Origin of the sequence: Sphingomonas abaci (assembly GCF_014199625.1) — a bacterium.
Classification (GTDB): domain Bacteria; phylum Pseudomonadota; class Alphaproteobacteria; order Sphingomonadales; family Sphingomonadaceae; genus Sphingomonas; species Sphingomonas abaci.
On the sequence record NZ_JACHNY010000001.1, the window covers coordinates 1,058,010 to 1,084,739 of the forward strand.

The following is a 26,730-nucleotide window of genomic DNA, read 5'->3' on the forward strand; positions in this document are numbered from 1 at the left end:
GCATGAGGCCCTGTCTTCTCCTATCCTTCGCGACGCTGGCCCTGACCGCGCCGCTGGCCGGATGCGGGACGCGGGAACCGGATGCCAGCGAAGCAGCCCCCGGCAATTTCGTGCCTCCCGTCACCCGCGCGCCCAGTCCCGTCGCGGGGCAGGACAACCGCACGCCGCTTTCCGCCTATATCGGCCATTATCCACAGGATGCCGTCGGGGGCGTGTCGTTCTTCGACCGCACGGAGGTCGCCAATGCGTTGGTCGACGCAGTGGCGGACGAGACGCTTCGCCACCAGATCACCGGCCGCGACACCGTGTCGGTGCCGATCTTCGCGCAAGGCGGCATGATCGCGGCGCATGGCTGCGAACCGCATGATTGCGGCGATCACGACTGGACGGTGCTGATCCCCCGGGATGGCGACCGGACCAGGGCGGCGGTCTGCCACCATGACGCTGCCACGATGGGCGACACCAGCCGCTGGATGACCCGCGCCGGAACGCAGACGCGGCCGGGCGATTGTCCCCAGGCCTGACCGACGACGAACAAGGAGCGGCATCGATGCTGGAAAACATGCCCCATTGGCTGGGCCAGGCGCTGAGCCGCTGGCGCGCCGGGGCCGACTCGCTGGCGATCGCGCGGGCCGAACTGGCCGCCGCGACGCGGCTGACGCTGGAGAGCCCGGCGTTCGCCGACGGCGCGCGACTGCCGGTCCGGTTCACCGACGATGGCGAGGGCGTCTCGCCGCCCCTGTTGTGGCGCGACCTGCCGGCGGGCACCGCCAGCCTGGCGCTGCTGGTCGAGGATGCCGATTCGCCGACGCCGCAGCCGCTGGTCCATGCGGTGGTCTGGGGCCTGTCGCCCGACGATGGCGGGCTGGCGGAGGGCATGATCGTCGACGATGGCGACGGCGATGCCGATGGCCGCGATGTCGGCCGCAACTCCTATCGGCGGCAGGGGTGGCTGCCACCCGATCCGCCGACCGGGCATGGCGAGCATCGTTATGCCTTCCAGCTCTTCGCGCTGGACGCGGGGGCGGTGCTGGAAGGGCATGACCCGGGCCGGACCGCGCTGGTCGCGGCGATGGCGGGGCATGTACTGGCGGCCGGTCTGCTGGTCGGCACCTATTCGCGCGAGGCGCTTGCCCCGACCGGGGCGGTGGGGCCGAGCGGCGCCCTGGCCTGAAGGCTCAGGCGAAGGGCGTCGGGGCGGCGGCGCCGATCGCGGTCAGGACCGCGATCAGGCCGGTCAGGGTTAGGAGGAGGCTCTGGCGCATCATCTTGGGTCCGAATGAGAGGGTTCGAAACCGCGATCAGGCGATCGGCAAGACCGGCACGGCAGCCGAGACGGCGATGGCGGCGAAGACCAGCGCGGCGACCGAGGTGGTGACGAAGCGCTGAGCGGACTGGAGGCTGAACATGGTGATCGTTCCCTTTTGACCCCGAAGCGAGGCGTCGCTGCGGTTGCTGGGGACGTTGCACGAGCCGTGCCAGTTACCAAAAATGGCGGAAATGCTGGGGTTAGGCTACGACGGTCCGGGCCGGTGGCGGGATTTCCCGCATTGCTTGGCGTCAACCGCCAATGTTCGGGACAAGGATGCGGGGTCCGGACAGCAGACGCGCCATCACGTGTATGTTCGGCCGGCGCCGGCGCTCGCGGGGCCTTTGCAAAACTTCGGAATACGGGTTGGACAGGCTTGTGCTCCTGCGCGGCCAGGAGTGCAGGGCCGGCGGAACACCGTCACAGGGCGTACGGAACCCCGGACGTACGTTTCGCAGGAGCATGGCGAGCGGTTTGGCAAAGCGCCGCCCCCGCCGGACTTCAGGCCCAGGGACGTGGACGGGGACCACCGAGCCCTGCAAGGGTCTCGCGCTGGCGGGAGTGGCAGGTCCGCGGGGGGAGCCGTCCGTCCGTCTCGCGGCAATCCGGCCGGCGTCGGATCGGCAGCCGGCGACGTTTTGGCCAGCCTGTTTCGCGGCCGCGACCTGTCGGCCTCGATCACCCCGCGCAGATGCGATCGCGCCCTTGCGCCTTGGCGGCGTAGAGCAGCCGATCGGCGCGCTCGATCGCCACGTCGACGGGCTCGTCCGCGCGCACGGCGGTGACGCCCGCCGAGAAGGTGATGGCGCCCAGCGACGCCCCCGTCTCGCGATTGCGGAACCGCTTGCCCGACACCGACCGACGCGCCGAGTCCAGCAGTTCAGCGGCGGCGCTGAGTTGCAGGCCGTTGAGGAGCAGCACGAATTCCTCGCCGCCATGGCGCGCGACGAGATGCTCGGCGCAGGACTCCTGCAATGTCTCGCCCAGCACCTTCAGCACCCGGTCGCCGACCAGATGGCCATGCACGTCGTTGATCCGCTTGAACCGGTCGACGTCGCACAGGGCGATGCAATGCGGCGCCGGCAGGGTCGCGCGCTGGTCATAGGCTTCGGCGAAGGCCAGGCGATTGGCCAGGCCGGTCATCGGATCGCGCCGCGCGGTGGTGCGCGCCTCGGCCAGCTTGCCGCGGAGCATCTCCGCCTCGCGCGTCGCCTCCGCCAGCTTGTACTCGCTGTCGCGGACGCGGCTGATCATCGCGCTGGCGAGCCGCGACAGCTCGTCCACCGTGCTGGTCGAGGATTGCAGCTCGATCGCCGCCGCGCTTTCGGCCAGGTCGCGCCCGAAATCCCGCGTCTCGAAATGCATCGCGTGCATCAGCATCGCGAAGCTGTCCATTTGCGCCACGGTCTCGGTGACCAGCCGGTCCGCCTCGCGGTTCGGGACCGGCGCGGGGTCGCGCGGGCGGCGGCCGGGATCGGCCCCCATCACCAGCCGGCCACCCAGCCGCTCGACCTCCTGGTGCGTCAGGCGGACGCCGCCATCGACCAGCTCGCGCACCTCACGCGCCAGGGGGCTATCGGGCGCCGACAGCACGGCATGGACGAACGCATAGTGCAGCGGGTCGGGGCTGAGCCGGTGATCGGCCAGGAAACGGCCGATCTGCTCGTACAGCGCGTCCTGTTCCCTGCCCTTGCGCCGCCAGACCAAGCCGGCGTCCCCCATATGACCCTCCGCGATTCCCCTATGGGCTCTTTATAGGCGGAAAATCGTTAGCGTTTGATGATAGCCGACCCGTTTTGGTTCGATTATTGGGTCTTCGCCAGCTTCCGCACCGCCGCCAAGGTCTGCGCGACATGGTCCGCCGGGTTCATGTCATCATGCACGAAAGCAATTCGCCCACTGCGATCAATGACGTAACTGGTCCGCTTGGTGAGATCGCGGCCGGCCATCTGCCGACCCAGCGCGACATCATAGCCCCGCACCACGCCTGGCCCCGCGCTCGCCACCGCGAACTTGCCCGCGCATTTCTCCGCCGAGAAGCGCTGGAGCGTCGGCACGTCGTCGCTCGACATGCCGATCACGGTCGCGCCGGCCGCCTGGAACTGGGGGATCGCCTCGGCAAAGGCATGGGCCTCGGCGTTGCAGCCGCCGGTATAGGCCGCCGGGAAGAAATAGAGCACGACCGGCCCCTTCTTCAGCTGCTCCTTGAGATGGACCTGGAACACCTTGCCCGCCTTCGCTCCGCGGGTCGTGAAATCGGGCGCCGCCGCGCCGGGCGCGAGCGCGGCCAGCACGGGCGCGGCGCAGGCCAGGGCCCCGGCCAGCAGGGGAAGGGCGATCGGCAGCAGGCGCATGGCAACATCCTCTAAATCTTGTCTTGTCACGTGCAGTGTAGCGCGATGCCGGTTGCCGCGATAGGCATTGCGGATGGCCGTTCATTCATCCGACATCGCTCTCGCCCACAGTCTCGCCGATGCGGCGGGCACGGTGATCCGCCCCTATTTCCGCCGCCCCGCCGGGCTGGAGCTGAAGGCGGACCAGTCCCCCGTCACCCGCGCCGACCGCGAGGCGGAGGCGGCGATGCGCCGGCTGATCGAGGCGGAGCGGTCGGGCGACGGCATCCATGGCGAGGAATATGGCGTCAAGCCGGGCGTCACCGGCCGGCAATGGGTGCTCGACCCCATCGACGGCACCCGCTCCTTCGCCAGCGGCCGCGCGATCTTCGGGACGCTGATCGCGCTGGTCGAGGATGGCTGGCCGGTTCTGGGGATCATCGACCAGCCGGTGCAGCGCGAACGCTGGGTCGGGGTGATGGGGCGGCCGACCACCTTCAACGGCGTGCCCTGCCGGACGCGCACCTGCGCGGCGCTGGACGGCGCGATCGTGGCCACCACCAGCCCGCATCTGTTCGACGACCAGGACGTGCCGCACTTTATGGCGCTGGTCACTGCCGCCAGCGGCGGCCGGCCGCGCCAGGGGCCGGTCTATGGCGGTGACTGCTATAATTACGGGCTGGTCGCCAGCGGCCATCTCGACATCGTCTGCGAAAGCGGACTGAAGCTGCACGACTTCGCCGCGCTGGTGCCGGTGGTGGAGGGCGCGGGCGGGCGGATGTGCGACTGGAACGGCGATCCGCTGACCGCCGACAGCGAGGGGCATGTGCTGGCGATCGGCGATCCGGCGCGCGCCGAGGAGGTGCTGGAAGCGCTGCGTACGTTGCCGCACGCGCATTGAAGGTCTGACACGGCTCCTCCCCTTGCAGAGGAGGTGGCAGGCCGAGGGCCTGACGGAGGTGTCTACGGTCGTGTGGGGCACACCCTAAGCGGCCGGCATCACCCCTCCACCATCCTGCGTTTAGCCCCGCGTACAGGGGGGATTGGTATGCAGCGAACCCCCGTCACGCTCGATTGACACCGGCCTTGGTACGTTTAGTCTGACAACAAAGGCCGGGGCCGGGTTCGGTCGTCCGGCACCAAGGAGAGACACGATGCCCGCGCCCCTACCCAGCAGCATGACGGCCGGCGCCGCCGTCCCATCGGCGGGTGCCGCCGGCACCTATCGCCCCGCGCTGACCCTGCTCGCCAGCCTGTTCTTCATGTGGGGCTTCATCACCGTCATCAACGGCACGCTGCTGCCGCATCTGCGCAGCGTCTTCGACCTGAGCTATACGCAGACGACGCTGATCGAGAGCGTCTGGTTCATCGCCTATTTCTTCGCTTCCATCCCCTCGGCCAAGCTGATCGAGCGGGTCGGCTACCAGCGCGCGATGGTGATCGGCCTGGGCATGATGGCGGCGGGCGCGCTGCTGATGGTGCCGGCGGCGCGTCTGCCCTCCTACGGCGTGACGCTTTTCGCCCTGTTCGTGATCGCCAGCGGCATCACCCTGCTCCAGGTCGCGGCCAACCCCTATGTCGCGGTGGTCGGCCCGCCGGAGACCGCCTCGTCGCGGCTCAACCTGGTGCAGGCGTTCAACTCGGCCGGCGCGACGCTGGCGCCGCTGTTCGGCGGCTATCTGATCCTCGGCCGCTCGACCTCGGGCACCGCCGCCGCCGGCACCACCACGGTGCTGACCCCGGCGGAGCGGCTGGCCGACGCACAGGCGGTGGTGCTGCCCTATCTGATCGTAGCCGCCGTGCTGGCGGTGCTGGCGGTCGTCATCGCCCGCTTCCCGCTGCCCGCGATGGGCGCGGCGACGCAGCGCGCGGCGAAGCAGGAACGGCGCGGCCAGTCGCTCTGGAAGCACCGCAACCTGGTGTTCGGCATTCCGGCGATCTTCATCTACCTGATCGCGGAGATCGGCGTCGGCAATTTGTTCATCAACTTCGTGTCGCAGCCCAATATCGGCAATCTCAGCCACCAGCAGGCATCCAACTATCTGTTCCTGCTGTGGGGCGGGATGATGATCGGCCGACTGGTCGGCGCCGCCGCGATGCAGCGGATCGATGCGCGCCACGCGCTGGCCATCGCCAGCATCGGCGCGGCCGTGGTCATGCTGATCGCCAGCGTCGCCACCGGCCATGTCGCGATGTGGGCGCTGATCTCGGTCGGGCTGTTCCACTCGATCATGTTCCCGACCATCTTCACGCTCGGCATCCGCGGCCTTGGCCCGTTGACCGAAGAGGGCTCGGGCCTGCTGATCATGGCGATCGCCGGCGGCGCGCTGGTGGTGGTGCAGGGCTGGCTGGCCGACCGCTACGGACTCCAGACCTCGTTCCTGCTGACCGCCGCGTGCGAGCTGTACGTGCTGTTCTATGCGCTGTGGGGTGCCAAGCCGGTCGCCACGGCCTAGGCGGCGGGCCGCGATACGGACGACGGCTCGTTTTCCGTATCGCAGCCCATTCTCCCCGGACGGCGAAGACCCGATTCATGCGGAGGCGCAGAGTGCGCGGAGATCCGGTCCGTCGGGGAACGGTGCCGTTCGCTGATCATAGGCCAGCGGCGGCACCAGATGGATTACGTCCGCGCCTCCGCGCCTCCACGTGACCCATTCCACCCGACAGGACGGGACGTAACCGTTCCCACCGGTCAGGCCCCCTCGCCGCGCACCCGCTCCACCGCCGCCGCCGTATCCGCCAGCGCCTGTTCGACCAGCAGCCGCATCGCCTCGCTCGCCCCCGCGCCGTCGCCCGCGGCGATCGCGTCATAGACGCGGCGATGGTCCGGGATCGGATTGCGCGGCAGGGCGCGCAGCCGCTGCTTGAACTGGGTCGTCCAGCCTACCGCCGCGCCGATGCTGGCGCTCAGCACCACCAGCGCGTCGTTGCGCGTCGCCGCCAGGATCGCGGCGTGGAAAGCGCGGTCCGCCGCCCGCCCCGCCTCGGTGCCGAGCGAATGGCGGCTCATGTCGGCAAGCGCGTCGCGCATCGCCTTCAGGTCTGCGCGATCGCGCCGCGCCGCCGCCAGCGCCGCCGCCCCCGGCTCGACGATCGCGCGCAGTTCGAACAGGCTGCGGATGAAGTCGATGTCGGGCGCGCCGGTGAAGGCCCAGCCCAGCACGTCGGGATCGAGCAGGTTCCACCGGTCGCGCGGCAGCACCAGCGTCCCGGCCTTGGGCCGGCTTTCCACCAGTCCCTTGGCGGTCAGCACCTGGATCGCCTCGCGGAATGCGCTGCGCGAGACGTCCAACTCGGCGGCGAAGGCGACCTCGCCCGGAATCCGCTCGCCCGGCTTGTACTCGCCCGACAGGATCGCGACGCCCAGTCGGTGCGCGATCGCGCCGCGCAGCCGCCGCCCCGTGTCCCGGCCATTTCGGCGGGCGGCGGGGGGCGGTGCGGGATCAGGATCGCTGGGGTCGGTCATCGGAGAGAGTGTGCCTGTGCCGGAAGGAAAAATCGACCGCCAAGCGACGCCGATTGCCAGCGTCCATCGGGCACGCTAGTTGTCAGACTAATAGAGCCAAATGGTGGAGAGCAATAGCGTGATCCTTCGACTCCTGCAGCATCGTGGCGCCGATGGCGTTCGATCGGTGATCGCCGCGCGCGGGGATGCGGCGCATGTGGTGCCGGGCGTCGAGTCGGTCCGCGCGCTGGCGCAGCGGGCGATCGCCGCCGGCCAGGATCTGGCCAGCGCGGTGGCGGCCTGCGGCGAGGGCGCGGCCTTCGACCTGGCGGCGGAGCGGGCGCGACTGATCGCGCCGATCGACCATGACGATCCGGCGCATCTGATCATGACCGGCACCGGTCTGACCCATCTCGGCTCGGCCGAGGGGCGCGACAAGATGCACCGCGACGCGGCTGCGGCCACCACCCAGACCGATTCGATGCGCATGTTCCTGGCCGGCGTCGAGGGCGGCAAGCCGGCGGCGGGCGCGATCGGGCAGCAGCCGGAATGGTTCTACAAGGGCGACGGCACGCAGCTGGTCGGGCCGGGCGAGGCGCTGACCATGCCCGGCTTTGCGCAGGACGGCGGCGAGGAGCCGGAGCTGGCCGGCATCTATCTGATCGGGGCGGACGGGCGACCGCACCGGCTGGGCTTCTGCCTGGCCAATGAATTCTCCGACCATGTCACCGAACGGTGGAACTATCTGTGGCTGGCGCATTCCAAGCTGCGCCAGGCGTCGCTGGGCCCCGAGTTGATCGTCGGCCTGACCCCCGACCATGTCGCGGGCAGCAGCCGTATCCTGCGGGATGGCGAGATCGTCTGGGAGAAGCCGTTCCTGTCGGGCGAGGCGAACATGTCGCACAGCTTCGCGAACCTGGAGCACCATCATTTCAAATATCCGCTGTTCCGGCGGCCGGGCGACGTCCACGTCCATTTCTTCGGCACCGCGACCCTGTCCTTCGCCGACGGCGTGACCACGCAGCCGGGCGACGTGTTCGAGATCGAGGCCGCGCCCTTCACCCTGCCGCTGCGCAATCCGCTGGCGCGCGACCCGGCGCCGGCCGACGCGCTCGCCACGGTCGGAGTGCTCTGAGATGCAGCCGATCCGCGTCGCCATCGTCGGCTTGGGCAAGATCGCCCGCGACCAGCACCTGCCCGCCATCGCCGGCAATCCCGACTTCGCGCTGGCCGCGACCGTGTCGCCGCGTGGAGCGGGGCTGGACGACGTGCCGCATTTCCCCAGCCTGGACGCGCTGATCGCCGCCGGGGTCGCGGTGGATGCGGTGGCGCTCTGCACCCCGCCCCAGGTCCGCTACGCCATCGCCGTGCAGGCGCTGGCGGCGGGCCTGCACGTCTTTCTCGAAAAGCCACCCGGCGCGACCCTGTCCGAGGTCGTGGCGTTGGAAGCGGAAGCGGCGGCGAGCGGCGCGACCTTGTTCGCCAGCTGGCACTCGCGCTACGCCGCCGGGGTCGAGCCGGCGCGCGCGTTCCTCGCCGATCGCCGCATCGACCGGGTGACGATCACCTGGCGCGAGGATGTGCGCGTCTGGCATCCGGGCCAGGCCTGGATCTGGGAGGCGGGCGGCCTGGGCGTGTTCGACCCGGGCATCAACGCGCTGTCGATCGCGACGCGCATCCTGCCCAAGCCCTTCTTCCTGCGCGAGGCGATCCTGTCGCTGCCCGCCAATCGCGCCGCGCCGATCGCCGCGCGCATGACGTTCAGCGATGCGGCCGGCACGCCGATCGCGATGGACCTGGACTGGCGGCAGACGGGCCCGCAGACCTGGGACATCCTGGTCGAGACCGATGCCGGCGACTGCCACCTGGCCAAAGGCGGATCGGTGCTTACCCTGCCGACCGGCACCGAGACGCAGGATGACCATGAATATCCGGGCCTCTACGCCCGGTTCGCGACCTTGGTCCGCGAACGCCGGAGCGATGTCGACATCGCGCCCCTGCGCCTGGTCGCCGATGCCTTTCTGCGCGGCGAGCGCGAGACGGTGGAGGCGTTCGAGGACTGACCTGCGTCCTCTTCCCTTCGCGTGAGATCGCGAAAGGAAGAGGCAGGGGTTCACGCGGAAAGAAGGAGGTCGCCGGCGGGCGTGCCGTAGCGCCCCGCCGCCAGCACTCCGGCAACCGGGACGTGCCCCCGGCGCGCCATCAGTCCCGCTACCGCGTGAACGCCGATGCGCGTCCGGCGTCAGGCGGTCGCGCGCTCGGCGGCCGCGTTGACCTTGCCGTCGGCGAGCTTGGTCAGCTTGTCGTCGGTCGCCTTCTCCTCGGCGAGCGTCTCGGCGTAGAGCTTGGCCGACTGGTCGCGGCCGAGCTGGCGGGCCCAGGCGATCAGCGTGCCGTAGCGGCTGATCTCATAATGTTCGACCGCCTGCGCCGCCGCGGTCAGCGCCGCGTCGAGCACCGCCTTGTCGGCGACTTCGCCCGCGACCTCGTTGGCCTCCTTGATGATGCCGTCGATCGCCGGGCAGGTGACGCCCTTGGCCGTCAATACCTCCAGCTCGAACACCCGCTCCAGCCGCTCGATCTGGCCGCGGGTTTCCTGGAGATGCGTCTCGAACCCCAGGCGCAGCTCGGGGTCGGTGGCCTTCTCGATCATCTTCGGCAGCGCCTTGGCGATCTGCTGCTCGGCATAGTAAATGTCCTGGAGCTGATGGACGTAGAGATCCTCCAGCGTCGCGATATCCTTGCTGAACAGGCCCATCGTGGCGTCTCCTGATGCTGTCGGGGAAAGTGGGTCACCACGCGCGTTCGACCGTCGCGTGGTGTGGAGGGGGAATGCGCAGGCGCCGATTCGGGTTGCACCGGCCCTGGCGGAATCATCGTCGTTCGTCGCATTGCTCCACTTTCGGAGTCGCCCGCAAGTATTTGGCAACATGTCAGCTTTACTGATCCGAAGGGTCCCGGAGCCGATGTCTCCGGGGATCAAGACGGGGATCGAACAGCCATGGTGACGGCAGCGGACGCGCGCCTGCCCGCTGATGCAGCGGCGGGCGACCGGCGCACGGGCGGCAAGCGGCACCAGTCGGTGCTGCTGGTCGGACGCGCACGGATCGGCGCGATCGACACCGCGTGCCTGGTGCATGACATCTCGCGCCACGGCATGATGGCGCGCTTTCCCCAGCCGCCGGCGGTCGGCGACACGCTGATCGTCGAGGTGCGCGGCCTGGCCCCGGCCCATGCCGTGATCCGCTGGGTGCGGGGGCATAAGGCGGGAATGCAGTTCGCCGAGCCCCAGCCGGTGGAGAATGTCTTCCAGATTCGGCGCGACGACGGGCTGATCGCCCGCCCGCCGCGCTTCGCGGTCGAGGCGGCGGCGGTGCTGCGCCTGGACGGCGCGCGCTTCCGCGCCACCGTGCTCGACATCTCGGCCGGCGGCGCCAAGCTGATGGCCGAGACGCCCGCGCTACCGGGCCAGACCGGGCAGATGACGCTGGCCGATTGCGACACCGCCCTGTTCGGCAAGGTCTGCTGGGCGCGGGGGGACCAGTTCGGCTTCCGCTTCGTCGCGCCGCTGCCGCTGCTCACCCTGGCGCAGATCCTGGCGCGCTGACGGGCGGTTCCCGGCCGGCCCGGCTTGCTGTAGAAGCGGGCGCGTGATCCTGGCCATCCTCCTGTCCGCGCTGGCGATGACGCTGATCGTCGGCGTCCGCTACCTGATCGTCTCGGGGGCCTTCGCGGCCGCCACCCGCATGAAGCATCCCGGCCTCTATCGCGGGCTCGACCCGCAGATGCGCAGCGAGATCGTCTGGAGCCTGGCTTCGGCCGCGATCTACGGCATCCCCGCCGGGGTGGTCGCCTGGGGCTGGCACAACCATGGCTGGACCCGGATCTACACCGACGGCGACGCCATGCCGCTCTGGTATGCCCCCCTATCGGTGCTGCTCTACCTGCTGGCGCACGACACTTGGTTCTACTGGACGCATCGCTGGATGCATCGCCCGAAGCCGTTCAAGCTCGCCCATGCCCTCCATCATGCCAGCCGCCCGCCGACCGCCTGGGCGGCGATGGCGTTCCACCCGATCGAGGCACTAACCGGCGCTGTGGTAATTCCGCTACTCGTCTTCGCGATTCCGATCTCGACCACGTCATTGGGCTTCGTGCTGGCTATAATGACGATTATGGGCGTCACCAACCATATGGGGTGGGAGATTTTCCCCCGGTTCATGTGGAAGGGGCCATTGGGGAAGTGGCTCATCACCGCGAGCCATCATCAGCGGCATCATGAGCTGTACGGGTGTAATTATGGGTTGTATTTCCGCCACTGGGATCGTCTCTGCGGCACCGATCGCGGCATCGGCGATTTCGCCCGCGACCATGCCCGCGCCGCCAAGCGCGCGGCGCGATAAGCGCGGGCTGGCGGCGCTCGCCCTGCTGCCGCTGCTGATCGGCGCGGCGCCGATCGCGCGACTGGATGTCGGCATCGACCATCTCCGCTCCGCCAAGGGCCTGATCCGCGTCTGCCTGACCAGCGACCCGGACAATTTCCCGTCCTGCGTCGACGACGCGCGCGCCATTACCCGGTCGATCCCCGCCGGACAGCATGGCCTCTCCCTGTCCGGCCTGCCGCACGGCAACTATGCGGTGGCGGTGATCCATGACGAGAATGGCAACGCCAAGCTCGATACGCTCGCCGGCATCCCGCGCGAGGGTTTCGGCTTCTCGCGCAACCCGGCGATCGCCTTCGGCCCGCCGCGCTTCACCGCCGCCCGCTTCACCATCGACAGTGATGCAGAAGCGCAACAGATCCGGATGCGTTACATCCTCTGACCCGACCCAAGGGAGCCGAACCGGACCGTGCAGCGTTGCGCTGGCGAAACAGGTCCCGGGAGACTCCCCTTTGCGTACGTCCATCCTCGCCGCCGCCGCGTTGACGGCGGCCCTCGCCGCTGCCGCCCCGGCGCTGGCGCAGCAGAACAGCGCGGCAGCGGCCGCCGATGTCTCCGCCGATTTCGATCGCGACACGGTGACGGTCGGCGTCGCCGGCGCCTACCTGCCCGATTACGAGGGGTCCGACGATTATCGCGTCGTCCCTGCCCCGGGTGCGATCGGGTCGATCAACGGCTATGCCTTCACGTTGGCGGGCAACCGCGTCTCGGTCGACCTGATCCGCAACCAGCCGGGGCAGAGCATCGACCTGCAGGCCGGGCCCGTCGCGGTGGTCAATTTCAACCGCACCAGTCGCAAGCAGATCGACGATCCGCAGGTCAAGTTGCTGGGTGAGCGCGATACCGCGATCGAACTGGGCGGCTATGTCGGCATCGGCAAGACCGGAGTCGTCACCAGCCCCTATGACCGGATCGCCGTCTCGCTCAGCTATCGCTACGACGTGGCGGGCGCGCACAAGAGCGGCATCTGGCAGCCGACCGTGACCTATTTCACGCCGCTCAGCCGCAAGGCGGCGGTTGGCCTGTTCGCCTCGGCCGAGCACGCCCAGGCGCGCTACGCCCGCTATTATTTCGGCATCGACCAGGCGGAGAGCTTGGCGTCGGGCCTGCCCGTCTATGCGAATCCGCGCGGCGGGTGGAAGAACTGGTCGCTGGGCGCGATCGGCACCTATTCGCTGACCGGCGACCTGCTCGGCGGGTGGAAGGCGGTCGGCGGCGTCAACTATCGGCGGATGCTCAACGACTATGCCGACAGCCCGCTGGTCAGCACCGTCGGCTCGCGCGGGCAATGGCTCGGCCTGCTGGGCGTGGCGTACACCTTCTAAGGCCGCCCCTTCCCTGCCAGGAAAAGTGGCCGGCCGACGGCCTGACGGAGGGGCGTGTCCCGTCGCTGCTTGAGCGAACCCTTGCGGGATCGTGACGCTCCTCCCCCGCCGGCGGGCGGCCTTCACCCCGACCGATAGGGATTAAGGATCGTATAATCCCAACCGACCGCACCAAAGCGGTTTAGATTTTTTATTTTCCCCCTGCATCCACAACTTAGCTGGCAACGTTCCTTGTCCTGGCACCGCGTCCCGGGAGCTAGACGATGGGGTGCCGCCGAGAGGAATGCCCGCCGCCGCCTCCCTGCGCCGGCCATCGAGGGGATCTACCATGACCGAGAGCGAACAGTTGATCGCGGCGATGGACAATCGTGTCCGTCGACGCGACGAGCGGCGGGAATTCTTCAAGGCGGCGTTCGGCATCGGCGCCTTCGCGGTCGGCGGCGCGGCGGCGCTGACCTTCACCTCGGGCAAGGCGGATGCGCAGACCTCGACGTTGACCGATGCAGACATCCTGAACTTCGCGCTCAACCTGGAATATCTGGAGGCGCAATTCTACCAGATCGCGGCCAACGGCGCCTATCTGCCCGCCAACCTGACCGCCAGCGGCGGCGGCGCGGCCGGCGGCACCGTGACCGGCGGGCGCAAGGTCGCCTTCCAGGACCAGGTCGTCGCCCAATATGCGCGCGAGATCGCCGCGGACGAACTGGCGCACGTCGCCTTCCTGCGCAGCGCCGGCGCGCTCGGCAGCGCCGCGGTGGCGATGCCCAACATCAACATCTCGGGCGACGCCAGCGGCCCCTTCACCGCCGCCGCCCGCGCGGCCGGCGTGGTCGCCTCGGATGGCGTGTTCGACCCCTATGCCGACGACAACAGCTTCCTGCTGGGCGCGTACATCTTCGAGGATGTCGGCGTCACCGCCTATAAGGGTGCGTCGCCGCTGGTGACCAGCAAGACCTTCCTCCAGGCCGCCGCCGGCATCCTGGCGGTCGAGGCCTATCACGCCGCGATCGTGCGCACGACGCTCTATGCCAAGGGCGTGCAGACCCCGGCGCTGCGCAGCGCCGCCGACTCGATCTCCAACGCGCGCGACGCGCTGGACGGCACGGGCGGCAGCAATGGCGGCGACCTGGACCAGGGCATCTCGCCGACCACGATCAACGCCCAGCTCGTCGCCAACATCGTGCCCGCCGATCCTAACACGTCGATCGCCTTCAGCCGCTCGCCGCAGCAGGTGCTGAACATCGTCTATCTCAGCCGCGCGGCGGCGACGATGGGCGGCTTCTTCCCCAACGGGGTCAACGGCACCATCCGCGCGGGCGTCAACGCCTGATCCGTCAGCGAGAACCATCTTCAAGGGAATGACTTCCATGCAAGACGAACACACCGTTCTCGACCTGATCGAGAAGGCCAAGGCCCGGCGCGACGCGCGACGGTCCTTCCTGCGCACCGCCGGTGGCGCGGCGGCGATGGCCGGCGGCCTGTCCCTGCTCGCGGCCTGCGGCGACGACGACAATGACCCGCCCGTCGTCGTGCCCACCCCGACGCCGACCCCGACCGCCGGCACGGTGAGCGAGGCCGATGTCCTGAACTTCGCGCTCAACCTCGAATATCTCGAAGCCAGCTTTTACAGCTACGCCGCCTTCGGCACCGGCCTGGCTTCCAATCTGATGACCGGCACCGGCGCGCAGGGCGCGGTCGCGACCGGCACCAGCGGCCAGCCGCGCGGCGTGCAGTTCACCGACGCGACCGTGGCGCAATATGCCCGCGAGATCGCCTATGACGAGATCAACCATGTCCGCTTCCTGCGCTCGGCGCTGGGCAGCTCGGCGGCGGCGATGCCGGCGATCAACATCTCGGGCGATGCCAGCGGCGCGTTCACGGCCGCCGCGCGCGCGGCGCAGGTGATCGGCCAGAACGACACGTTCGATCCCTATGCCAGCGACAACAACTTCCTGCTCGCGGCCTATCTGTTCGAGGATGTCGGCGTCACCGCCTATATGGGCGGCGTGCAGCTGCTCTCCACCCCCGCGACGATCGAGGCGGCGGCGGGCATCCATGCGGTCGAGGCCTATCATGCCGGCCTGGTCCGCACCCTGCTCTACTCGCGCGGCGTGACGACCTCCTCGCTGGTGACCGCCGCCGGGCAGATCAGCGCGGCGCGCGACACGCTGGACGGCACCGCGAACACCGGCCTGCTGGGCCAGGGCGGCAGCCGCGACCAGGGCATCGCCGCGACCACGGTCAACGGCCAGCTCCAGTCGAACATCGTGCCGGCCGACTCGAACGGCATCGCCTTCGTCCGCTCGCCGCAGCAGGTGCTCAACATCGTCTACCTCAATCCCAATGCGTCGACGACCAGCGGCGGCTTCTTCCCCGCCGGCGTCAATGGCACCGTTCGTTCGACCTGATCCCCCCCTCCGTTGGTCGGACGGGAAGGGGTCGCGCCTGCCGGCGCGGCCCCTTTTCGCTTGTCCGGCGCAGCCAGGGGTCTATGCTGGCGCCATCCCCGGGGGAGCGCTGACGCGCGCTTGAGAGGGAGGCTGCAGCCTCCGACCCGCTGAACCTGATCCGGTTGATACCGGCGGAGGGAGGGCGAGACCGCAACCAGTCCGGGGGACTGGCGAGGACCGAGCCCGGCTTTCCGGCGCTTGGAGAGACTCACATGGCCGACCTGCCCGCGCGTACCGAAATCGGCGTCACCACCGGCCCCATCCGGGGGTCGCGAAAGATCCATGTCCCCGTGCCCGGCACCGACGTGCAAGTGGCGATGCGCGAGATCACGCTCGATCCGTCCTCGGGCGAGCCACCCTTGCGCGTCTACGACACCTCCGGTCCCTATACCGATCCCCAGGCGCGGATCGACATCCAGGCCGGCCTGCCCCGCCTGCGCGCCGGCTGGATCAACCGGCGCGGCGACGTCGAAAGCTATGACGCGCGCCTGGTCCGGCCCGAGGATAACGGCCAGCTCGGCCCCGACCGGTCGGGCGGCGTCCAGCCCTTCCCCAACCCGGTCCGCCGGCCCTTGCGCGCGCGCGATGGCGGCAACGTCACGCAGATGCACTATGCCCGCCGCGGCATCGTCACGCCGGAGATGGAATATGTCGCCGCGCGCGAGAATCTGGGCCGGGCGCAGCGCGCCGAATATGCCCGCGACGGCGAGAGCTTCGGGGCGAGCATCCCGGATTACGTGACGCCCGAATTCGTCCGCGACGAGGTGGCGCGCGGCCGGGCGATCATCCCGTCGAACATCAACCACCCGGAATCGGAGCCGATGGCGATCGGCCGCAACTTCTTGGTCAAGATCAACGCCAATATCGGCAATTCGGCGGTCGCCTCCAATGTCGCCGCCGAGGTCGACAAGCTGGTCTGGTCGATCCGTTGGGGCGCCGACACGGTGATGGACCTGTCGACGGGGCGCAACATCCACGACACGCGCGAATGGATCATCCGCAACTCGCCGGTGCCGATCGGCACCGTGCCGATCTACCAGGCGCTGGAGAAGGTCGGCGGCATCGCCGAGGAGCTGACCTGGGAGATCTTCCGCGACACGCTGGTCGAGCAGGCCGAACAGGGCGTTGACTATTTCACCATCCATGCCGGCGTCCGGCTGCCCTATATCCCGCTGACCGCGAAGCGGGTCACCGGCATCGTGTCGCGCGGCGGCTCGATCATGGCGAAATGGTGCCTGGCGCATCACAAGGAATCGTTCCTCTACGAGCGGTTCGACGAGATCACCGAGATCATGAAGGCGTATGACATCGCCTATTCGCTGGGCGATGGCCTGCGCCCCGGCTCGATCGCCGACGCCAATGACGAGGCGCAGTTCGCCGAGCTCTACACGCTCGGCGAACTGACCCACCGCGCGTGGAAGGACGACGTGCAGGTGATGATCGAGGGCCCCGGCCATGTGCCGATGCACAAGATCAAGGAGAATATGGACAAGCAGCTCCAGGTCTGTGGCGAGGCGCCCTTCTACACGCTCGGGCCGCTGACCACCGACATCGCGCCGGGCTACGACCATATCACCAGCGGCATCGGCGCGGCGATGATCGGCTGGTACGGCACGGCGATGCTCTGCTACGTCACGCCCAAGGAGCATCTCGGCCTGCCCGACCGCGACGACGTGAAGGTCGGCGTGGTGACCTACAAGCTGGCCGCCCATGCCGCCGACCTGGCCAAGGGCCACCCCGCCGCCAAGCTGCGCGACGACGCGCTGAGCCGCGCCCGCTTCGACTTCCGCTGGCGCGACCAGTTCAACCTGTCGCTCGACCCCGACACGGCGGAGTCGTACCACGACCAGACCCTGCCGGCGGAGGGCGCGAAGACCGCGCATTTCTGCTCGATGTGCGGCCCGAAATTCTGCTCGATGAAGATCACGCAGGAAGTCCGTGACTTCGCGGCGAAGCAGAACGCGCCGGTCGAGAGCTTCGTCGCGGCGGAAGAGGCCGAGGCGGGGATGCAGGCGATGAGCGAACTGTATCACCAGCGCGGCCGGGAGCTGTATATGGAGGTGGGTGACCAAAAGGTCGATTGAGGCGGAGCGCTGATGGTGGGTTGGTTCACAAGAATCTTGCGAAGTCTTCTTCGCGTGTCGCCAGCCCACCATGCGGCAACGAGTGGAAGCGGTGGCGAGTTGATACGCTTGCCACCGCATCCAGCCAATGTGCCCGGTCCATTTTACGTCGAGGATGGTTGCTGCCTTGCTTGTGGCGTGTGGGAACGAGAGGCTCCCGGCCTTTTGGCATGGTTGCCTTATGCCGATACCCCACATTGCTATGTCGCCCGTCAGCCGGAAACCGATGCAGAGTTCGAGCAAATGAAGTGCGCCATGGACGTCGGGGAGGTTGACTGCATCCGTGTTCATGGCTGCAAGCCGGAATGGGCCGACCGACTGCGCGCTGAAGGCTTGGGAAATCAGATCGACCCGCCTGAGGGACCTAGGAAGAGATGATGCCGGTGCCGCGAACTGAGTCGCCGCGGCATTTCTCCAGCAGCGTATTGACCCGCAAGGGTCCGCGCCGGTCGTCGCCCTGCCATTCGAGATATTCCGACCAGGCCCGCGATGAGAAGCTGAGCCTCATGGCTGGATTAGATCATGCTCCAAACCGTTGCCCCCCTCCGGTTCGGAGATGCTTTTCAGCAACCGCTCGGCGTTTTCAAGCGATTGCAGCAGATCGGGCGTTTCCCAATGACGCCCATTCGCCGGCTGCGACTAGCGCCACGCCCTCCTTTCTTCCGCGCGATGGCGAGCGGCGCACGGTCGGCGACCACGCGCTTCACCACGCTCTTGAAGTCACCGCGCGGTTCGGAAATGCTGATGTCGTCCATGCACGCTATCCACGGTGAAGAGCGTCGTCCCACGAGGATCACGATATAGGAGACGCGCATATGATCCTCGCCCTGCTGCTCGCCGCTGCCCCTGCCGCCACCGCCCCCATCCCCGCCCGCGTCGAGCACCTCCTCCAGCGCACGCCGGTGATCGACGGGCATAACGACCTCGCGTGGGAGCTTCGCGAACACCAAGGCGGCGACGTGACCGCGATCGATCGCGACGGCGCCACCTTGCCGCATCCGCTCCAGACCGATCTCGCGCGGCTGCGGCGCGGCCATGTCGGCGGGCAGTTCTGGTCGGTGTGGATCCCGCCCGAGGTGACCGGCCCGCGCGCGGTCGAGATGACGCTGGAGCAGATCGACCTGGTCCGCCGCATGGTCGCGCAGCACCCGCGCGACCTGGCGCTCGCCGGCACCGCCGCCGAGATGCGGCGGGCGATGCGCGCGGGCCGCATCGCCAGCCTGATCGGGGTGGAGGGCGGCCACCAGATCGATGGGCGGCTTTCGGTGCTGCGGCAGTATCACGCGCTCGGCGTCCGCTACCTGACGCTGACGCATACGCGCAGCCTGGCCTGGGCGGATTCGGCGACCGACGATGCCGTCAGCGGCGGCCTGTCGCCCTTCGGCCGGCGGGTGGTGGCGGAGATGAACCGGATCGGCATGATCGTCGATGTCAGCCATGTCGCCGACCCGACGGTGCAATCGGTGCTGGCCACGTCGCGCGCGCCGGTGATCGCCTCGCATTCCTCGGCGCGCGCGCTGGCCGACGCGCCGCGCAACCTGCCCGACGCCCTGCTCGCCGCGATCGGCGCGCGGGGCGGCGTGGTGATGGTCAATCTCTACCCCGCCTTCCTGTCGGCGGACTGGCGCGGTTGGGACCGAGCGCGGACCGATTATGCGAAGAGCGTCGGCGTGCCGGCGGATGTCTATGGCCCGCGATCCCCTGCGCCGCTCCTCGCGTGGGACGCGGACCACCCGATGCCGCACGTCACCGCCGCCACCGCCGCCGACCATGTCGAGCATGTCGCCCGCCTCGCCGGGCGCGGCGGCGTGGGGCTGGGCGGCGATTATGACGGCATCAACGGCACCGGCCCGGCCGACATGCCCGGCGTCGACGGCTATCCGGCGCTGTTCGCCGAACTGGCGCGACGCGGCTGGCGCGACGCCGATCTGACCGCGCTGGCGCAAGGCAACATGCTGCGGCTGATGGAACGGGTGGAGGCGCTGGCCCGGCCGGACACCCCGGCCGACGACGCGACCGATCCGCTGTCGCGCTAAGCCGGATCAGACGGGCAGGCGCGCCACGGGCTGACCGGCCCGGATCGGCCGTCCCTCCGCCAGTTCGGGCGCGAGGCGCACGCCCGCGGGCAGGAAGACCAGGATGGTCGAGCCATGTTCGAACCAGCCCATCTCCTCCCCCTTGGCGACGGGCGCGTCGCAGGCCAGCCGCGCGCCGCCCAGGTCGCGGATCGACCGCTCGGCATCGACCAGGTGCAGGCGGATGCTCGCCACCAGGATCGCCGCGACCGGCACCAGCAGGATCGGCACGCCCCAGGGCTCCACCCGCGCCTCGATCACCGCGCGCTCGTTGCGGCAGAACAGCCGCTCGACGCGCTTCAGAGCGATCGGGTTGACGTTCCAGCAGTCGCCCGAGCGGTAGGTGACGCCCTCCACCCGCAGGTCGTGCGGCGCATGGAAACGGTGGTACATGCCCGCCGTCAGCCGCAGCGTGACGAACGACCCGTCGCGGAACCGCGCGGCCAATACGGGGTCGGGGATCAGTTCGCCCAGCCGATAGGGAAAGCCCTTCACCTGATAGACGCGGTCGCCCGCGATCCGGCCATGCGCGCCGACGATCGCGTCGCACGGGCTGGCGATCACCGCCGGATCGGGATCATAGGGCCGCGCGCCGGCTCGCAGCGCGCGGGTGAAGCCGTCGCCCAGGGATCGGAAGCGGGTGGTCGCCGCATCGCTGAGGTCGACGCCCGCGAATGCCCGCCACAGCGCCAGCGCGGGGATGCGCACCAAAGGATGCTCGACCCGCGCGATCCGCCCGACAATCTGCGTCGCCCAGCGGCGCGGCAGGCGGTTGGTCAGCAGGAAATTGACGTCCTCCTGCAACAGCAGCCGCATCAGTCCGCGCGGGTGGCGGGTGGCGTCCTTGGCCGTCATCATCGTGTTGTTCCTGTCTGTCATCGCCGCGTCACGCCGATGGGGTTGGTGGCGCCATGCATCCGCTCCTGCTTCCGCTTGCGGCCGCCACCAGCCTGCTCGCCGCCGCCAAGGGTCGCCGCCGGCTCATCCTGTCGCGCGCCAAGCATCCCTCGCTCGGCGGCCATGTCCGCATGGCGAAGCGGGTGGCGGGGCAGTTGCCCTTCTACGATTATGATGACGACCGCGTCTTCCGCGCGGACGGCGCGCCGGAGCCCGTCGCGGCGGCGCGGCGCGCCTCGTTCGAGGCGCTGGCGACGCTCTACGCGGAACGCTTTCCGAAGACGCTGGCGCTGACCCGCGCAACGCGCGAGGGCCTGTCCGACCTGCAGTTCACCGGCCGCTACCGCGTGCCCTTCCAGTTCAGCCGGCGGGTGCGCGAGGCGCTGGGTATCGGCGCGTTCCTCGACCGGTCGGAGGGGCCCTTGGTCTGGGATCTGGACGGCAACCGGCTGATCGACCTGACCGGCAGCTACGGCGTCAACCTGCTCGGCTACGACCTCTACAAGCAGACGATCCGCGAAGGCGTCGCGATGGCCGAACCGCTGGGTCCGGTGCTGGGCGCGCTGCATCCGGTGGTGTCCGACACCGTCGCGCGGCTGCGGGCGCTGTCGGGGATGGACGAGGTGTCGTTCCATATGTCCGGCACCGAGGCGGTGATGCAGGCGGTGCGGCTGGCGCGCTATCATACCGGACGGCGGCGGCTGGTGCGCTTCGCCGGCGCCTATCATGGCTGGTGGGGCGACGTGCAGCCGGGCATCGGCAATCCCGTGCCCGCCGACGGTACGCTGACGCTCGCCGACCTGTCGGAGCGGACGCTGAAGGTGCTGGCCACCCGGCGCGACATCGCCTGCGTGCTGGTCAACCCGCTCCAGGCGCTGCACGCCAATGGCGGCGCGCCGTCCGACGGGCAATTGGTGGCGGGGCGGGGCGGCGGGCAGCAGGTGTCGCGGGCCGACTATGCCGCATGGCTGCAGCGGCTGGCCGCGACCTGCCGGGCGAACGGCGTCGTGCTGATCTTGGACGATGTGTTCATGGGCTTTCGCCTCGCCCCCGGCGGCGCGGCCGACTATTTCGGGGTGCGGCCCGACCTCGTCACCTATGGCAAGACGCTGGGCGGCGGCCTGCCGGTCGGGGTGCTGGCCGGGGGCGCGGCGCTGATGAAGCGATGGCGCGACGATCGGCCGGGCGACATCTGCTTCGCGCGCGGCACGTTCAACGCCCATCCCTATGTGATGGGGGCGATGAACGCGTTCCTGCGCCGGCTGGAGACGCCCGAGGTTCGGGCCCTTTACGACGGCATGGACGGACGGTGGCGCGACCGGGCGGACCAACTCAACGCCCGCCTCGCCGCCGAAGACCTGCCGCTGCGCGTCGCGCATCTGACCACGGTGTGGACGGTGCTGCACGATGCGCCCTCCGCCTATAACTGGATGCTGCAATATCATCTCCGGGCGGCGGGACTGGCGCTCAGCTGGGTGGGCACGGGGCGGCTGATCTTCAGCCTGGACATCGACGACGCGCTGTTCGCGGAGATCGTCGAGCGGTTCCTCGCCGCCGGCCGGGCGATGCGCGACGGCGGCTGGTGGTGGCATGCCGAAGGCGCCACCGACAAACGCATCCGCCGCCGCCTGCTGCGCGAGATGATTGCGGTGCGGATGGGGCGGGCGCTGCCGTGATGTTGCCCCCCCACCTGCCACTCCCTTGCCTACCACCCCGGCGAAGGCCGGGGTCCAGTTGGTTGAGGCTGGCGCTTTATCCTCTGCGTTCCGCAACCGGTCCCGGCCTTTGCCGGGCGGTGGGTGGAGGGGGTCAGACGACGCGCATCGCGTTCACGCCGCTTCGCGCCTGTCGATCCGCTCGCCCTTCAGCAGCCGCAGCGGCGCGCTCTTGTACAGCCTGAAGTCGTTGAACGGGTCGGTGACGATCTTGGTCGCCCAGACCAGCCCCGTCTCGACGTCATACTGCGCGAAGAGCTGAAGCATACGCACGACGATCGCGCCCACCCCCAGGAACAGCCAGCCGATCCCGACATGGCGCAGATAGCCCATCACCCCCGCCGGCGCCGCCAGCGCCCCGAACAGGGTCGGCGTGGCGAGCAGCACCAGCGGCACCGACAGCCAGACGCTCATCAACACCCATTTGCGGAAGAGATTGTAGCCCAGCTTGATCGCCTCCTTATGCGTGTGGCTGGCCTGGTTCACATGGTCGTAGGTGCGCGGCTCGAAGAAGAAATGCCCCGCCTGCCGGCTGGTCATCGCCACGCCCCAGGCGAGCAGGCTGGCGACCGCGGGGTCGACCAGCAACAGGCAATAGGCGACCATGAAGGTGCAGGCGCTGACGAAGTGCAGGCTCTGGTTGACCAGGCTGTGGTGATAGTAGCGATGGTCGTCCCACCGCTGTTCGGCGAGGTGCGCGCGAAAATTGCTCACTGGTCCTGTCCTTTGCCGCCAATCGTCTTGCCGAAGCGCACGAGCGAGAAATGGCCGAAGGGCGGGATTGGCCGGGCCTCCAGCAAAGCGATGTCGGGCCGGCCGGCGACCCAGTCGCGATAGAGCGAGAAGGGAAATTCGGTGCGGAAGCCCAATCGGCTGGTCACCGGCATCAGCCCGCGCTCGATCACGCCGCGCATCCCGCCGTCGGCGCTGACGCGGGTGGTGATGACGATCTCGCCGCCGGGGCGGCAGACGCGCGCGCATTCGTCCAGCGCGCGCAACGGATGCGGCACCGCGGAGACGACATATTGCGCCACCACCACGTCGAACGCGTGGTCGGGATAGGCGAGCCGCTCGGCATCGCCGATCGCGATCGCCTCGACATTGGTCAGGCCCAGCCGCTCGATCCGCGCGCGGGCCTTGTCGAGCATCGCGTCGGACAGGTCGACGCCGGTGATGCGGCTGCTCTGGCGATAGCGGGGCAGCGAGATGCCGGTGCCGACCCCCACTTCCAGGATGCGGCCGCCGACCCGGTCCGCCGCCTCGACCGCGACCGACCGACCCTGGCGGAACACCGCCCCGAACACGAGATCATAGATCGGCGCCCAACGATCATAGGCCTTGGCCACGCCGACGGTGTTCATCTGAGTCGCCAACAAGAAACTCCTCGTACCGGAAGGTGTCGCGGATGGTTGGTCGTTTGTGACAGAGGCCGGTTGCACTTTTGCGATGTTTTGATGATGCCGCCTGTCACCGATCCGCCACCAAATCTTCACGGGAATGGCATCGGATTGACCCACAGCACTGCTATCCGGTGCCGGCGACGAAAAGCGGAGCCCGCGCGCTGGCGCGTCCCGCGATCGGGGGATCGGACATGGCCGAGATGCACGCAGTGAAGACCTTCGCCCGCGTCGGCGACCCCCGGCCATCGTCACGCCGCGCCGCGCCGCCGCTCCCCGCCTGGCTGGCCCTGCCCGACCGGGACGATGGCGGCGAGGAGGACGGGCGCGCGCCCCGCCGCACCCGCTATCGCACCATCTTCGTCTCCGACGTGCATCTGGGCACCAGCGGGTCGAACGCGGCGATGCTGCTCGACTTTCTGAAGGCGCATGAGTGCGACACGCTCTATCTGGTCGGCGACATCGTCGACGGCTGGCAACTGCGCAAAGGCTGGTACTGGCCCCAGCCGCATAACGACGTGGTCCGGGCAGTCCTGAAGATGGCCAAGCATGGCACCCGCGTGATCTACATTCCCGGCAATCACGACGAGCATTTCCGCGACTATGCCGGGTTGGAATTCGGCGGCATCGAACTGCTGGACGAGGATGTGCACGTCACCGCCGACGGTCGCCGGCTGCTGGTGATCCATGGCGACCAGTTCGACAATGTGGTGCTGTACCACAAGTGGCTCGCCTTCCTGGGCGACGGCGCCTACACCCTGCTGCTCAAGAGCAACGGCCTGGTCAACTGGTGCCGGCGCCGGCTGGGCCTGCCCTATTGGTCGCTGGCCGCGCATATGAAGAAGCGGGTGAAGAACGCCGTCGCCTTCATCTCGCGCTTCGAGGAGGTAGTGGCCCACGCGGCCGCCGAGCGCCGGGTCGAGGGCGTGGTGTGCGGCCATATCCACTCCGCGGAGATCCGCCAGTTCGGCGAGATCACCTATTATAACGATGGCGACTGGGTGGAGAGTTGCACGGCGCTGGTCGAACATGGCGATGGCCGGATGGAGATCATCGACTGGGCCGAACGCGACCGGCAGCAGGAGCTGGCCGCGCGCGAACGGCCGCGCCCGACGCTGGTGACCGGCTGAGGCTCCCACCCCGACGCTCCTGCCTGCGCAGGAGCGGGCGGGCCGCTCCCCCACCTTGCCCGACCGCCCACCGCCGCCCGCCGCCGCCAGGCGGCGCAGGATGTTTACACGCGCGCGCTTGCCGCTAGGGTCCGTCGTCATCCAATGGTCACGGACGATGACCGGCCGGGCCGATGCGCCCGGCGCTGTGTATTAGGGAGCGTATCTCGAATGGTGGACACCCCGACCGCGGACAGCCCGCGCGAGCCGGACATCACCCATGTCAATCCCGCCGCCCAGGAAAGCTGGTTCGGCCATCCCCGCCAGCTGGCGCGCCTGTTCACCACCGAGATGTGGGAGCGGTTCGGCTTCTACGGCATGCGGGCGCTGCTGACGCTGTACCTCACCAAGCATTTCGTGTTCGGCGATCGCGAGGCGACCGGCCTGTACGGCGGCTATACCGCCCTCGTCTATCTGACGCCCTTGGTCGGCGGCTGGCTGGCCGACCAGTATCTGGGCTTCAAGCGCGCGGTGAAATTCGGCGCGATCCTGATGTCGATCGGCTATTTCATCCTCTGCTTCGGCGGCGAGAGCGCCAGGCCGATCGCGACCATCGATGGCCAGCGCTATGCGGTGCAGGTCGACCAGTCGCCGAGCGGCGGCGAGACGCAATATCTGATCGACAATGGCCGGCGACTGAAGATCCAGGGCCAGGAGGACGGCAGCGCGGCGCTGGTGGCGGCGGACGGCACGGTCGCGCGCACCGTCGCGCCGGGCAAGCTGGTCGCGGGCGGCGAGCGCAGCGACCTGTACGTCACCATCATGCTGCTCGGCCTGTGCCTGGTGTCGGTCGGCAACGGCTTCTTCAAGCCCAATATCTCGACCATGGTCGGCGAGTTGTACGAACAGGGCGACCGCCGTCGCGACGCCGGCTTCACCATCTTCTACATGGGGATCAATCTCGGCTCGTTCCTGTCGCAACTGCTCTGCCCCTTCCTGGCGGACGCGATCGGCTGGTGGGCCGGGTTCGGCCTGGCCGCGGCGGGCATGGTGTTCAGCTGGGCGCTGATCCAGTTCGATGGCGGCAAGCTCAACGGCTATGGCGAGCCGCCGCTGACGGTGCGCCAGGGCGGCCGCGACCGGGCGCTGGGCATCTATGCGCTGGCGCTGCTCGGCGTGCCGATCTTCTACCTGCTGTTCATCAACCTGATGAACGCGACGCCGCCGGCGCCCGGATCGGGCATCGTCGGGTACATCGCCAGCCTGTCCCTGATGGGCAAGCTGCTGTTCGGCACCTTCCTGATCGGCGTACCGGCGATCCTGATCTGGTCGGCGGTGAAGGGCGATCGTCGCGAATTCCAGATGATGCTGGCGGCGATGGTGATGATCGTCTTCAACGTCGTGTTCTGGACGCTGTTCGAACAGGCCGGTTCGTCGCTGACGCTGTTCGCCGACCGCAACACCGATCTGTCGGTGTTCGGCCTCTTCTCCATCTCGGCCGGGCAGACGCAGTTCTTCAATGCGCTGTTCATCATCCTGCTCGCGCCGGTCATGTCGGCGCTGTGGACGGCGCTGGCGCGGCGCGGGCTGGAGCCGTCGGTGCCGGTCAAGTTCGCGATCGCGCTGGTCGGGGTGGGCGCCGGCTTCCTGTTCCTGGTCTGGGGCGCGAGCCTGGCCGGTCCCAGCTTCAAGGTCGCGATCTGGTGGCTGGCGGGCCTCTATTTCATCCACAGCTTCGCCGAGCTCTGCATCTCGCCGGTCGGCCTGTCGATGATCACCAAGCTGTCGATCGCGCGCATCGTCGGCATGATGATGGGCGTGTGGTTCCTGTCGATCTCGGTCGCGCAATATGTCGCCGGCATCGTCGCGCAGGTGGCCAGCGTCGAGACGGTGGGCGGTCAGGTGACGAACCTGAAGGTCAGCCTGGACACCTATGTCGGCGTGTTCTGGACGATCGGCTGGATCGCGGTCGGCATCGGCCTGTTCCTGCTGGTCCTGTCGCCGCTCATCAAGCGCTGGATGCACGGCGTGAAGTGATCCACGGCGAGTCGCTCCGGACGACCGGCGCGACTCGCCGCTTGGCTAAGACGCGGAATCGGCGCATCTTCCT

26 protein-coding genes and 1 riboswitch are annotated in these 26,730 nt (G+C 68.9%); of the genes, 17 read left to right on the top strand and 9 right to left on the bottom strand.

The window, feature by feature from the left end; all coding sequences use genetic code 11:
• The first annotated feature begins 2 nt into the window (after positions 1-2).
• Together GGQ96_RS04750 and GGQ96_RS04755 are read left to right on the top strand one after the other, a co-directional pair.
• Positions 3-524 carry a hypothetical protein gene (locus GGQ96_RS04750; protein WP_184111959.1) on the top strand — a complete coding sequence of 174 codons (522 nt, stop codon included), beginning with the start codon at positions 3-5 and terminating at the stop codon, positions 522-524.
• A gap of 26 nt (positions 525-550) precedes the next feature.
• Entirely contained in the window at positions 551-1,174 is a 624-nt protein-coding gene (locus tag GGQ96_RS04755) for a YbhB/YbcL family Raf kinase inhibitor-like protein (protein ID WP_184111961.1), read from the top strand.
• Between the two features lie 813 nt (positions 1,175-1,987).
• On the opposite strand, the gene GGQ96_RS04760 is transcribed toward GGQ96_RS04755, so the two are convergent.
• Both GGQ96_RS04760 and GGQ96_RS04765 read right to left on the bottom strand, forming a co-directional pair.
• A complete protein-coding gene (locus GGQ96_RS04760) occupies positions 1,988-3,031 on the bottom strand; it encodes a GGDEF domain-containing protein (RefSeq protein ID WP_184111963.1) in 1,044 nt (347 codons plus the stop codon).
• A gap of 83 nt (positions 3,032-3,114) precedes the next feature.
• Positions 3,115-3,663, bottom strand: coding sequence for a peroxiredoxin (locus GGQ96_RS04765; RefSeq protein WP_184111966.1), 549 nt, complete (start codon positions 3,661-3,663; stop codon positions 3,115-3,117).
• 73 nt (positions 3,664-3,736) lie between these two features.
• Here GGQ96_RS04765 and GGQ96_RS04770 point away from each other — a divergent pair, with 73 nt between their 5' ends.
• On the top strand, positions 3,737-4,543 hold the full coding sequence (locus GGQ96_RS04770) for an inositol monophosphatase family protein (RefSeq protein WP_184111968.1): 807 nt from the start codon (positions 3,737-3,739) through the stop codon (positions 4,541-4,543).
• Positions 4,544-4,796: 253 nt separating this feature from the next.
• Positions 4,797-6,098: a sugar MFS transporter gene (locus GGQ96_RS04775; protein WP_184111969.1), complete on the top strand. Its 1,302-nt coding sequence runs from the start codon at positions 4,797-4,799 to the stop codon at positions 6,096-6,098.
• Positions 6,099-6,334: 236 nt separating this feature from the next.
• Here GGQ96_RS04775 and GGQ96_RS04780 read toward each other — a convergent pair whose 3' ends face one another.
• The gene (locus GGQ96_RS04780) at positions 6,335-7,108 is read right to left on the bottom strand and encodes a FadR/GntR family transcriptional regulator (RefSeq protein ID WP_184111971.1); all 774 of its coding nucleotides are present in this window, start codon (positions 7,106-7,108) and stop codon (positions 6,335-6,337) included.
• 118 nt (positions 7,109-7,226) lie between these two features.
• On the opposite strand from GGQ96_RS04780, the gene araD1 reads away from it, so the two are divergent.
• The gene (gene araD1, locus GGQ96_RS04785; protein ID WP_184111973.1) at positions 7,227-8,222 is read left to right on the top strand and encodes an AraD1 family protein; all 996 of its coding nucleotides are present in this window, start codon (positions 7,227-7,229) and stop codon (positions 8,220-8,222) included.
• A 1-nt stretch (position 8,223) separates the two neighbouring features.
• Entirely contained in the window at positions 8,224-9,150 is a 927-nt protein-coding gene (locus GGQ96_RS04790; RefSeq protein ID WP_184111975.1) for a Gfo/Idh/MocA family protein, read from the top strand.
• Positions 9,151-9,329: 179 nt separating this feature from the next.
• On the opposite strand, the gene GGQ96_RS04795 is transcribed toward GGQ96_RS04790, so the two are convergent.
• The gene (locus GGQ96_RS04795; RefSeq protein WP_184111977.1) at positions 9,330-9,845 is read right to left on the bottom strand and encodes a YciE/YciF ferroxidase family protein; all 516 of its coding nucleotides are present in this window, start codon (positions 9,843-9,845) and stop codon (positions 9,330-9,332) included.
• Between the two features lie 243 nt (positions 9,846-10,088).
• Between GGQ96_RS04795 and GGQ96_RS04800 the strand changes: the two genes are divergently transcribed.
• From GGQ96_RS04800 to thiC, 7 genes are all read left to right on the top strand, one after another.
• A complete protein-coding gene (locus GGQ96_RS04800; RefSeq protein WP_184111979.1) occupies positions 10,089-10,694 on the top strand; it encodes a PilZ domain-containing protein in 606 nt (201 codons plus the stop codon).
• Positions 10,695-10,737: 43 nt separating this feature from the next.
• Complete coding sequence (locus GGQ96_RS04805; protein ID WP_184111987.1) at positions 10,738-11,490, top strand: sterol desaturase family protein; 753 nt, start codon at positions 10,738-10,740, stop codon at positions 11,488-11,490.
• The gene (locus tag GGQ96_RS04810) at positions 11,459-11,911 is read left to right on the top strand and encodes a DUF2141 domain-containing protein (protein ID WP_184111990.1); all 453 of its coding nucleotides are present in this window, start codon (positions 11,459-11,461) and stop codon (positions 11,909-11,911) included. The genes GGQ96_RS04805 and GGQ96_RS04810 overlap by 32 nt, the downstream gene beginning before the upstream one ends.
• Before the next feature lie 70 nt (positions 11,912-11,981).
• Entirely contained in the window at positions 11,982-12,854 is an 873-nt protein-coding gene (locus tag GGQ96_RS04815; RefSeq protein WP_246360033.1) for a MipA/OmpV family protein, read from the top strand.
• Between the two features lie 328 nt (positions 12,855-13,182).
• On the top strand, positions 13,183-14,184 hold the full coding sequence (locus GGQ96_RS04820) for a ferritin-like domain-containing protein (protein ID WP_184111994.1): 1,002 nt from the start codon (positions 13,183-13,185) through the stop codon (positions 14,182-14,184).
• 37 nt (positions 14,185-14,221) lie between these two features.
• Positions 14,222-15,262 (top strand): ferritin-like domain-containing protein, encoded by a 1,041-nt coding sequence (locus GGQ96_RS04825; protein ID WP_184111996.1) that lies wholly within the window; start codon positions 14,222-14,224, stop codon positions 15,260-15,262.
• Between the two features lie 91 nt (positions 15,263-15,353).
• A riboswitch (TPP riboswitch) is annotated at positions 15,354-15,461 on the top strand.
• A gap of 55 nt (positions 15,462-15,516) precedes the next feature.
• On the top strand, positions 15,517-17,388 hold the full coding sequence (thiC, locus tag GGQ96_RS04830) for a phosphomethylpyrimidine synthase ThiC (protein WP_184111998.1): 1,872 nt from the start codon (positions 15,517-15,519) through the stop codon (positions 17,386-17,388).
• A gap of 403 nt (positions 17,389-17,791) precedes the next feature.
• Here the strand turns inward: thiC and GGQ96_RS04835 are convergent, their stop codons facing one another.
• Positions 17,792-17,935 carry a type II toxin-antitoxin system RelE/ParE family toxin gene (locus GGQ96_RS04835; RefSeq protein ID WP_184112000.1) on the bottom strand — a complete coding sequence of 48 codons (144 nt, stop codon included), beginning with the start codon at positions 17,933-17,935 and terminating at the stop codon, positions 17,792-17,794.
• Between the two features lie 55 nt (positions 17,936-17,990).
• On the bottom strand, positions 17,991-18,182 hold the full coding sequence (locus GGQ96_RS04840; RefSeq protein WP_184112002.1) for a type II toxin-antitoxin system Phd/YefM family antitoxin: 192 nt from the start codon (positions 18,180-18,182) through the stop codon (positions 17,991-17,993).
• Positions 18,183-18,242: 60 nt separating this feature from the next.
• Here GGQ96_RS04840 and GGQ96_RS04845 point away from each other — a divergent pair, with 60 nt between their 5' ends.
• Entirely contained in the window at positions 18,243-19,463 is a 1,221-nt protein-coding gene (locus tag GGQ96_RS04845) for a dipeptidase (protein ID WP_184112004.1), read from the top strand.
• Between the two features lie 6 nt (positions 19,464-19,469).
• Here GGQ96_RS04845 and asd read toward each other — a convergent pair whose 3' ends face one another.
• The gene (gene asd / locus GGQ96_RS04850; protein ID WP_246360034.1) at positions 19,470-20,360 is read right to left on the bottom strand and encodes an archaetidylserine decarboxylase; all 891 of its coding nucleotides are present in this window, start codon (positions 20,358-20,360) and stop codon (positions 19,470-19,472) included.
• A 53-nt stretch (positions 20,361-20,413) separates the two neighbouring features.
• On the opposite strand from asd, the gene GGQ96_RS04855 reads away from it, so the two are divergent.
• The gene (locus GGQ96_RS04855) at positions 20,414-22,075 is read left to right on the top strand and encodes an aminotransferase class III-fold pyridoxal phosphate-dependent enzyme (RefSeq protein WP_184112006.1); all 1,662 of its coding nucleotides are present in this window, start codon (positions 20,414-20,416) and stop codon (positions 22,073-22,075) included.
• A 153-nt stretch (positions 22,076-22,228) separates the two neighbouring features.
• Here the strand turns inward: GGQ96_RS04855 and GGQ96_RS04860 are convergent, their stop codons facing one another.
• Together GGQ96_RS04860 and GGQ96_RS04865 are read right to left on the bottom strand one after the other, a co-directional pair.
• Positions 22,229-22,828 (bottom strand): hypothetical protein, encoded by a 600-nt coding sequence (locus tag GGQ96_RS04860; protein WP_184112008.1) that lies wholly within the window; start codon positions 22,826-22,828, stop codon positions 22,229-22,231.
• Positions 22,825-23,487: a class I SAM-dependent methyltransferase gene (locus GGQ96_RS04865; protein WP_221239760.1), complete on the bottom strand. Its 663-nt coding sequence runs from the start codon at positions 23,485-23,487 to the stop codon at positions 22,825-22,827. The genes GGQ96_RS04860 and GGQ96_RS04865 overlap by 4 nt, the downstream gene beginning before the upstream one ends.
• A 218-nt stretch (positions 23,488-23,705) precedes the next feature.
• Between GGQ96_RS04865 and GGQ96_RS04870 the strand changes: the two genes are divergently transcribed.
• Positions 23,706-24,641 (top strand): UDP-2,3-diacylglucosamine diphosphatase, encoded by a 936-nt coding sequence (locus GGQ96_RS04870; protein WP_246360035.1) that lies wholly within the window; start codon positions 23,706-23,708, stop codon positions 24,639-24,641.
• Positions 24,642-24,851: 210 nt separating this feature from the next.
• Positions 24,852-26,657, top strand: a complete 1,806-nt coding sequence (locus tag GGQ96_RS04875; protein ID WP_184112010.1) for a peptide MFS transporter — start codon at positions 24,852-24,854, stop codon at positions 26,655-26,657.
• The last annotated feature ends 73 nt before the right edge of the window (positions 26,658-26,730 follow it).

Excerpts from the sequence above, each read along its gene's own strand:
- GGQ96_RS04750 (WP_184111959.1), top strand. The coding sequence starts at position 3 with ATGAGGCCCTGTCTTCTCCTATCCTTCGCGACGCTGGCCCTGACCGCG.
- GGQ96_RS04755 (WP_184111961.1), top strand. The coding sequence starts at position 551 with ATGCTGGAAAACATGCCCCATTGGCTGGGCCAGGCGCTGAGCCGCTGG.
- GGQ96_RS04760 (WP_184111963.1), bottom strand. The coding sequence starts at position 3,031 with ATGGGGGACGCCGGCTTGGTCTGGCGGCGCAAGGGCAGGGAACAGGAC.
- GGQ96_RS04765 (WP_184111966.1), bottom strand. The coding sequence starts at position 3,663 with ATGCGCCTGCTGCCGATCGCCCTTCCCCTGCTGGCCGGGGCCCTGGCC.
- GGQ96_RS04770 (WP_184111968.1), top strand. The coding sequence starts at position 3,737 with ATGGCCGTTCATTCATCCGACATCGCTCTCGCCCACAGTCTCGCCGAT.
- GGQ96_RS04775 (WP_184111969.1), top strand. The coding sequence starts at position 4,797 with ATGCCCGCGCCCCTACCCAGCAGCATGACGGCCGGCGCCGCCGTCCCA.
- GGQ96_RS04780 (WP_184111971.1), bottom strand. The coding sequence starts at position 7,108 with ATGACCGACCCCAGCGATCCTGATCCCGCACCGCCCCCCGCCGCCCGC.
- GGQ96_RS04790 (WP_184111975.1), top strand. The coding sequence starts at position 8,224 with ATGCAGCCGATCCGCGTCGCCATCGTCGGCTTGGGCAAGATCGCCCGC.
- GGQ96_RS04795 (WP_184111977.1), bottom strand. The coding sequence starts at position 9,845 with ATGGGCCTGTTCAGCAAGGATATCGCGACGCTGGAGGATCTCTACGTC.
- GGQ96_RS04800 (WP_184111979.1), top strand. The coding sequence starts at position 10,089 with ATGGTGACGGCAGCGGACGCGCGCCTGCCCGCTGATGCAGCGGCGGGC.
- GGQ96_RS04810 (WP_184111990.1), top strand. The coding sequence starts at position 11,459 with ATGCCCGCGCCGCCAAGCGCGCGGCGCGATAAGCGCGGGCTGGCGGCG.
- GGQ96_RS04820 (WP_184111994.1), top strand. The coding sequence starts at position 13,183 with ATGACCGAGAGCGAACAGTTGATCGCGGCGATGGACAATCGTGTCCGT.
- GGQ96_RS04825 (WP_184111996.1), top strand. The coding sequence starts at position 14,222 with ATGCAAGACGAACACACCGTTCTCGACCTGATCGAGAAGGCCAAGGCC.
- thiC (WP_184111998.1), top strand. The coding sequence starts at position 15,517 with ATGGCCGACCTGCCCGCGCGTACCGAAATCGGCGTCACCACCGGCCCC.
- GGQ96_RS04835 (WP_184112000.1), bottom strand. The coding sequence starts at position 17,935 with ATGAGGCTCAGCTTCTCATCGCGGGCCTGGTCGGAATATCTCGAATGG.
- GGQ96_RS04840 (WP_184112002.1), bottom strand. The coding sequence starts at position 18,182 with ATGGACGACATCAGCATTTCCGAACCGCGCGGTGACTTCAAGAGCGTG.
- GGQ96_RS04845 (WP_184112004.1), top strand. The coding sequence starts at position 18,243 with ATGATCCTCGCCCTGCTGCTCGCCGCTGCCCCTGCCGCCACCGCCCCC.
- asd (WP_246360034.1), bottom strand. The coding sequence starts at position 20,360 with ATGATGACGGCCAAGGACGCCACCCGCCACCCGCGCGGACTGATGCGG.
- GGQ96_RS04855 (WP_184112006.1), top strand. The coding sequence starts at position 20,414 with ATGCATCCGCTCCTGCTTCCGCTTGCGGCCGCCACCAGCCTGCTCGCC.
- GGQ96_RS04870 (WP_246360035.1), top strand. The coding sequence starts at position 23,706 with ATGGCCGAGATGCACGCAGTGAAGACCTTCGCCCGCGTCGGCGACCCC.
- GGQ96_RS04875 (WP_184112010.1), top strand. The coding sequence starts at position 24,852 with ATGGTGGACACCCCGACCGCGGACAGCCCGCGCGAGCCGGACATCACC.